The sequence below is a fragment of the Streptomyces sp. UNOC14_S4 genome (assembly GCF_020740835.1).
Classification (GTDB): Bacteria; Actinomycetota; Actinomycetes; order Streptomycetales; family Streptomycetaceae; genus Streptomyces.
This window is the reverse complement of record NZ_JAINFC010000519.1, coordinates 1-3,835: the sequence shown is the minus strand read 5'-3', so window position 1 is coordinate 3,835 and position 3,835 is coordinate 1. Positions and strand designations below refer to the sequence as shown.

Genomic DNA, 3,835 nt, shown 5'->3' with positions numbered 1-3,835 from the left:
GCATCGCCCAGCTCGGGTCGGGTAAGGACGTCGGGCCGACGATGAAGGAGGCTGTGAACAAGGCGCTCATGGGAACCCGGGAGGACCAGGTGCGCTTCCTGGAGAAGGGCCAGTACGACGCGCGCGAGATGGACGACATGCTTCGCATCGCCCAGCTCGGGTCGGGTAAGGACGTCGGGCCGACGATGAAGGAGGCTGTGAACAAGGCGCTCATGGGAACCCGGGAGGACCAGGTGCGCTTCCTGGAGAAGGGCCAGTACGACGCGCGCGACATGGACAACAAGATACGCATTACCCAGATCATGTCGGCCAAGGACGCGTCCCCGGCGCTCCGCAAGGCGGCCCGCAAGGCGATTGAGGGAACCCCCGAGGACCGGGTGCGGTTCCTGGAGACCGGTCAGTAAGAGGCCCGTACCGTCTCCTGAGCGTCCCCCGGTCGCTTCCCGGGTCAGAGTACCTGGAATAGCAGCCTGCCCGGCTTGCCCCGCCACAGGTCGGCATTTCCGGCCAGTGGCGGGCAGCGGCGTCGAATCAATAAATTCCCGGTAGATGACTTCCTCGGATGCGGCTGATGAATTGCGTCCACGTAGCCTTGCTGAAGGCTATCGTCGCTCCGTGGGTGTCCTTGCTGTCGCGCGTCTGCGTAGCTCCGCCTTGAAGGGTGGCCTCTACGCACTGGCCGTTTCCGCTGCTGTAGGAACTCTTCAGCCATATGTTCCGGTGGGTTGTGACTCGGTACATCCTTGATGTCTCTTCCTTCATTGCAGGTCCTTGGACAGTGCGGCAATCAGGTTCGACGAGTCGTCAGGGCTGATAGCCGCGGCTCGCGGGTTGTCGAAGAGCCTCATGTGCCGGCGAACATCCGCTTCTGCCTCGAGGAACAGGTCGCTGGCCATGCTGTCGATGTAGATGACCTCCGGATCTTCGACTTCAGGGAAGCTCCTGATCACAAATGAGCCTGGCATACCCGCGTGCGTCCCTGCGCTGAACGGGATGCATGATGGCCGGGCTGCCCACCACGCGTTGCAGGGCGGCTTCGTCCATAATGGCCCAGAGGGGTGGGTCGTCTTTGGTGAGCACTCCCTGCCGTTCGACTCGCGCTTGTACCCGTTGCTCTACTTCTCCGGTACCTGCCATCGGTAAGACGCCTCTGATGGCGGCGCGCGTAGTCCTCGGTCTGCAGCACGCCGAGAATGAACAGGGAATCGTAGTTACGTACGGCGCATGCCTCATTCTGCCGGTCGTTGTAAGCCGGAGTTTTTCATGGCCCAAGCTGGCCTTGCTGAGGGGATCCCTCGGCAAGGCTGCTTCACGTGAGGCAGTGTTCGCGGGCGAAGTCATTTGACAGCAGAGATGGCTCCAGCCTCTATGGCAGACATGAACCGGGCCCAGGCTCTTTTGGCGACGCGAAGGGAAGGGCTGTGCGGGGTCTTGGAGTCGTGCACGGGTATCACGCCGAGAGTGTCGTCAACAGCCTCTACACAATCCCCGGAGTCGCCACAGTACGTGCTTCTGCGCCGGAGCGCCTTGTCGTGATCGCTGATCATTCTTGCTCCTCAACGGTGTTACGGATCAAAGCTCTTGCTTGATGCGAGTGATCAGGTCAAGGCTCTCGGAGGGGCTCAAGGCGGCCGATCGAAGTGAGTCGAACGTGAGCGTGTAGACGTCTGTTTCCTCCGGAGTCTCCAGATAGAGGGTCCCCGTTCGGTGTTCGATGCACACAACGTCTGAGAACGCAGGCGTGGGGAAGCTGAAGAGGACAAACGATCCCATCACGCCCGCGTGGGCACCCGCACGGAACGGGAGCACTTGGAGGTCGACGGCTTCCGCCATTGCCTGGAGATGTTCCAGTTGCGCCTGCATGACCTTGGGCCCTCCGACTTGCCCGCGCAGAGCGCCTTCGCCCTCGATCACACATACGTGAGGGGCGCGTCCGCCGGCGAGTACCTCCTGCCGCTGCATGCGTACCGTCACGAGTTCGTCGACCCGGTGTGGCGGCATCCTGACCGGGGAGGCACGGAAGAGCGCACGGGCATAGTCAGCGGTCTGCAAGAGTCCGGCTACCAGCATGGGCTGGTAGGAGCGGATGTAGCTTGCTGTCTGTTCGTAGTCGATGTAGTCGGCGTAGGACGGCATGGCAACCCCCAGGCGTTGCACCCAACCCCGTTCATTCCCTCGCCGTGCGAGGCTGCACAGTTCGTCCACGTACCTTGGGTCGTCGACCCCGTAGAAGGTCAGCAGATCCCGGAGCTCTCCGAGTGAAAGGCCCAGGCGCGCGTTCTCGATGCGGCTGATCCTGGACCGGTGGCATCCGATGCGCTCGGCAGCCTCTTCCGGTGTTTTGCCCGCCTCCTCCCGCAGCCGGGTGAGGAGTGTGGCAAGTCTGCGACGGCGGACGGACGGGCGCGGTTCAGACATGAGCTCAACCCCCTATGCCAGCGACCAAGGTTGGCTCAGGCTACAGCTGGACATAGCGCTCGGAACATGTTCCGGAACGGTTGCGGATGATCTATGACTCAGAGCACACTGAGCGGAGCGTTCCCCTGGGGTTGCTTTGAGTGATCTTGGTGGGCGTTCAGGGCACCCGTGTGCCAACAATCCAGCCGCGTAGAACGACAAACCCCGGCGACCGTCCGACCGGTCCCGGGGCGCGGCCAACCTGAGGAAGCAGGTCGACAGTGGTCAACTGTATCGTTCGATGCCTCGAATGGGTGAGGGCGCTCCTCGCACCCAGTACCGTCCCTCGAGGCGGCTCCGTCAGCTGTCCCGCTGACGTGGCGCCCGTACCGCCCTCGTCGGCGCCACGGTGCTCTCACTGTGGCAACACGCCCCACATCGGGGTGCCCGCAACCGTCACCTGGGTCACCGCGCACGGTATCAACATGGCGACCTGTCGGGCGGGTAGTCCGGAGGCGGGCCGATGAGCCGTAGTAGCCATGGGAAGCCCGCCATCGGCTCGTACGTCATGGACACGCGCCGGAACACGATCGGGCAAGTCATGGGGCATGAAGGGCCGCACGTTCAGCTTCGGCCGCCCGGGGGTGGGCGGGAGTGGGACGCTCTGCCGAGCGATGTCCGGCCCGCTACGGATGCCGAGACGTTGGCCACCAAGGTGCAGGTCGTGAACGCGGGAAGCAGGTGGGAGGACGTGACCCGAGCCGTTGCCCGGCCCGCTCGGTGGGAGATGTCGCAGGAGAAGATCCCAGCCGTTCCGCGCCTCACGCACGACCTTGAGTGCGTCGTGTGCTTCGACCGCTCCGGTCCTTGCCGGGAGTTCGAAGAGGCGCGGAACTGGGCCTTCTCCCACAGCGGGCAGCACCGTTCCCATACCGCCTACCGTGAAATCGCCCTGCGGTTCTGGCGCGCGTCGCTCATGGAGTGATCGGCACCTCCGTAGTCGGTCCCGCCTCGCCCGAACACAACGGGCGGGGCGGGGTTGTCATTTGGTATTCGTTCAGATCGGCCAGCCCCCTCCGCCGCTCGTGCTGTTGCTTCCGCTGTCGAGTTCAAGGTGTGACCTTGACGGCCGAGGTTAGGCTCGTGGAGGTCGTTGTTACCGAGGCAGGGGGAGCGATCCGGAGTATGAACGGGATAGTGACAGCGGTCAGTCGCAACGCCGAGTACTCGTTCACCAAGCCGAACCGGGACAGCATCACGTTGCTCGCCGGGCTCGGTGTGGAGGGGGACGCGCACGCTGGTGTGACGGTCACTGAGGTTGAACTCGCGATAGCGGCTGGTCGTGACGGCTCGTGATCCCTGCGGTATGCCGTGTTCATGAGGTACGCGCAGGGAGGCGGGCTGACGCCGAAGGGGCAACAGGCCCGGGAACGGGTGC

At 63.8% G+C, this 3,835-nt stretch carries 5 protein-coding genes and 3 pseudogenes; 4 read left to right on the top strand and 4 right to left on the bottom strand.

The genetic code is table 11. The annotated features are described in order from the left end of the window. On the top strand, positions 1–404 hold a 404-nt coding region (locus K6I34_RS31055), incomplete at its 5' end, for an ALF repeat-containing protein (protein WP_229331147.1). Positions 405–531: 127 nt separating this feature from the next. On the opposite strand, the gene K6I34_RS31050 is transcribed toward K6I34_RS31055, so the two are convergent. The 4 genes and pseudogenes from K6I34_RS31050 to K6I34_RS31035 form a co-directional block, all read right to left on the bottom strand. Further along, a complete protein-coding gene (locus K6I34_RS31050) occupies positions 532–741 on the bottom strand; it encodes a DUF397 domain-containing protein (protein WP_229331153.1) in 210 nt (69 codons plus the stop codon). Positions 742–758: 17 nt separating this feature from the next. Continuing rightward, positions 759–1,186: pseudogene (locus tag K6I34_RS31045) on the bottom strand (DUF5753 domain-containing protein). A 151-nt stretch (positions 1,187–1,337) separates the two neighbouring features. Next, positions 1,338–1,547, bottom strand: a complete 210-nt coding sequence (locus K6I34_RS31040; protein WP_229331146.1) for a DUF397 domain-containing protein — start codon at positions 1,545–1,547, stop codon at positions 1,338–1,340. Between the two features lie 25 nt (positions 1,548–1,572). Then, on the bottom strand, positions 1,573–2,418 hold the full coding sequence (locus K6I34_RS31035; RefSeq protein ID WP_229331144.1) for a helix-turn-helix transcriptional regulator: 846 nt from the start codon (positions 2,416–2,418) through the stop codon (positions 1,573–1,575). Positions 2,419–2,920: 502 nt separating this feature from the next. Between K6I34_RS31035 and K6I34_RS31030 the strand changes: the two are divergent. From K6I34_RS31030 to K6I34_RS31020, 3 genes and pseudogenes are all read left to right on the top strand, one after another. Then, a pseudogene (locus tag K6I34_RS31030) lies at positions 2,921–3,145 on the top strand (hypothetical protein); the annotation flags it as partial. 3 nt (positions 3,146–3,148) lie between these two features. Continuing rightward, positions 3,149–3,382 carry a hypothetical protein gene (locus K6I34_RS31025; RefSeq protein ID WP_229331151.1) on the top strand — a complete coding sequence of 78 codons (234 nt, stop codon included), beginning with the start codon at positions 3,149–3,151 and terminating at the stop codon, positions 3,380–3,382. 200 nt (positions 3,383–3,582) lie between these two features. Further along, positions 3,583–3,708, top strand: a pseudogene (locus tag K6I34_RS31020) (MOSC domain-containing protein); the annotation flags it as partial. Positions 3,709–3,835 lie beyond the last annotated feature (127 nt).

What these genes read in the sequence shown, in the direction of transcription:
- K6I34_RS31040 (WP_229331146.1), bottom strand. Translation starts at nt 1,547, where the DNA reads ATGATCAGCGATCACGACAAGGCGCTCCGGCGCAGAAGCACGTACTGT.
- K6I34_RS31050 (WP_229331153.1), bottom strand. Translation starts at nt 741, where the DNA reads ATGTACCGAGTCACAACCCACCGGAACATATGGCTGAAGAGTTCCTAC.
- K6I34_RS31035 (WP_229331144.1), bottom strand. Translation starts at nt 2,418, where the DNA reads ATGTCTGAACCGCGCCCGTCCGTCCGCCGTCGCAGACTTGCCACACTC.